The 2,362-nt window shown below is 67.7% G+C and carries 3 protein-coding genes; all 3 read left to right on the top strand.

Translation table 11 applies throughout. The features are described from left to right. Window positions 1-272 (top strand): group II intron maturase-specific domain-containing protein (locus Q0R63_RS10650; RefSeq protein ID WP_295697087.1); only part of this gene is annotated, 272 nt, incomplete at its 5' end. A gap of 203 nt (window positions 273-475) precedes the next feature. Further along, window positions 476-1,912: an IS1380 family transposase gene (locus Q0R63_RS10645; protein ID WP_295697085.1), complete on the top strand. Its 1,437-nt coding sequence runs from the start codon at window positions 476-478 to the stop codon at window positions 1,910-1,912. A 185-nt stretch (window positions 1,913-2,097) separates the two neighbouring features. After that, on the top strand, window positions 2,098-2,362 hold a 265-nt coding region (locus tag Q0R63_RS10640; RefSeq protein WP_295697084.1), incomplete at its 3' end, for a HigA family addiction module antitoxin.

Below are 2,362 nucleotides of genomic sequence, written 5' to 3'. Positions count from 1 at the left end.
ACCTCAACCGGTTCCTGCGCGGCTGGGCCGCGTACTTCCGGTACGGCAACTCCGCCGACCAGTTCGACAAGATCACCCGGTACGCCCGGATGCGGCTGGCGGGCTTCGTCGCGAAGCGACACCGTCGCAGCCGTCGCTTCGGGTGGTACGTCGTGGCTATCGCTTCGCCGAACCAACTGGGGTTGATCGATCTTCATGGAACCGTGGCCGCACCCAGACCCTTCCGGGACTGGCGGGTGAGACCGAATGCCGGCGGTGAACGGCGTCGGTGAGCCGTGTGCGGGAGAACCGCATGCACGGTTCGACGGGCGGGGGCTGGAAACGGAGCGTAAGCACTACGCCACCGCGCCAGCCCCCGACCCTACATCGACGGGTGCTGGTGGGGGTCGTGGCGTGACCTGAAAAGTGCCCCTGAACTGGGAAGATAGGTGTTGCGACGCACGTATCTCAAGCCAGTTCGAGGAGCACCTTCCAGGTGAAGAAGACGACCGGTTTCTACCCGCCTGTTCGTGTCGACTCGGCGCCGGTGGCGGCGGTCGGTTCGGCGGGTGGGGTGCTGCTGACGACGGCTGCCGAGGTCACAGGGTTGAGCGCTGCCCTACGGGACGGGCTGTCGCCTTGGCGCAAGCCAACCGCGGTCCACGACCCGGGCAAGGTCCTCACCGATCTGAGCATGACGCTGGCGTTGGGTGGTGACTGCCTCGCTGATGCCGCGGTGATCCGGTCCGAGCCGGGGATCTACGGTCGGGTCGCGTCGGAGGCGACGGTCTCACGCACCATCACCGCGTTGGCCGGCGACGCCGACCGGGTCCTCGCGGCGGTCGCGGCCGCCCGGAAGGTCGCCCGGGCTCGGGCGTGGGAGCTCGCGGGCGAGCACGCACCCAATCACGGTGTCACTGCTGACGATCCGCTGGTCGTGGACCTCGACGCCACTCTGGTCACCGCACACAGTGACAAGGAACAAGCAGCTCCGAACTTCAAGCGGGGATACGGATTTCACCCGTTGTGCGCCTTCGTCGACCACGGGAGCGACGGGACTGGTGAGACCCTCGCGATCCGGTTACGGCCGGGCAACGCCGGTTCGAACACCGCGACCGACCACATCGCTGTCACCCGGGAGGCCCTGGCCGGGCTGCCGGGGATCAACCCCTCCCGGCCCGGGCGGAAGGTGATGATCCGGTCCGACGGTGGCGGCGGGACGAAGGAGTTCCTGGGCTGGCTGGCCCAGCGCGGCCTGTCGTACTCGATCGGGTTCACCCTGCCCGCGACCACGCCTGCGTTGTATCGGACAGTCCCGGCCGAGGCGTGGCAGGCCGCGGTCAACGCCGACAGGGACGTCCGTGAGGGCGCCGACGTGGTCGACCTCACTGATCTGCTGAACTTCCACGGACACCTGAAGGGGTGGCCGGTCGGGATGCGGGTCATCGTGCGTCGGGAACGGCCCCACCCCGGGGCGCAGCTACGGTTCGACATGTTCAAGCATGTCGACGGGTATCGGCTGACCGCGTTTGCTACCAACGCTGTTCGCGCGAAGGGACGGCAGCTCGCCGACCTCGAGTTGCGCCACCGTCGGCGCGCCCGGTGTGAGGACCGGATCCGAATCGCCAAGGACACCGGGCTACGGAACCTGCCCCTCTACGGATTCGACCAGAACCGGGTCTGGTGCGCGCTGGTCATGCTCGCGACTGACCTGACCGCCTGGACCCAGCTGCTCGCGTTCACGCCGGAGCACCCGGCCCGGCGGTGGGAACCCAAACGAATCCGGTTGCGGCTGTTCACGATCCCGGCCACCCTCGCCCACCACGCGCGACGGGTCTTGCTGCATATCAAGGACACCGCCCCCTGGTCCGACCTGACCGTCACCGGCCACGCCCGCCTCACTGACCTGGTCGAGCTCGCAGCGCCCACCTGACCCCGGGCGCCACCACCCGACCCGACGATTAGCCCCACCCCTCGGCAGTGGAAGCCGAAGCCCACCGCGAGCGACATCGCGGCCCCTGTCACACCCACCGACCATAATCAGGCTCGAAAACCGCGATCACCCGACAGCGACGCCATCAAAAGGTCCGATGCAAGATCGAGGCTAAGGAGGAAACGATGACGCTCATTGCGCCGATTCACCCCGGGGAGGTCCTCCTCGAGGACTTCCTTACCCCGCTCGGGGTGACCCAGCATCACCTGGCGATCTCCATCAGCGTGCCGCCACGTCGCATCAACGAAATCGTCCACGGAAAGCGCCGGATCAGCGCCGACACCGCACTGCGGCTGGCCCGCTACTTCGGTACCAGTGAGCGGTTCTGGCTCAACCAGCAGACCCGCTACGACCTCGAACTCGAGAAGGACCATCTCGGCGCCGTCCTGG

It is taken from the genome of Lapillicoccus sp., assembly GCF_025353065.1.
In the GTDB taxonomy this organism is placed as follows: domain Bacteria; phylum Actinomycetota; class Actinomycetes; order Actinomycetales; family Dermatophilaceae; genus Lapillicoccus.
Note: the sequence above shows the minus strand (reverse complement) of the source record. Positions and strands in the feature narration are given on the sequence as shown.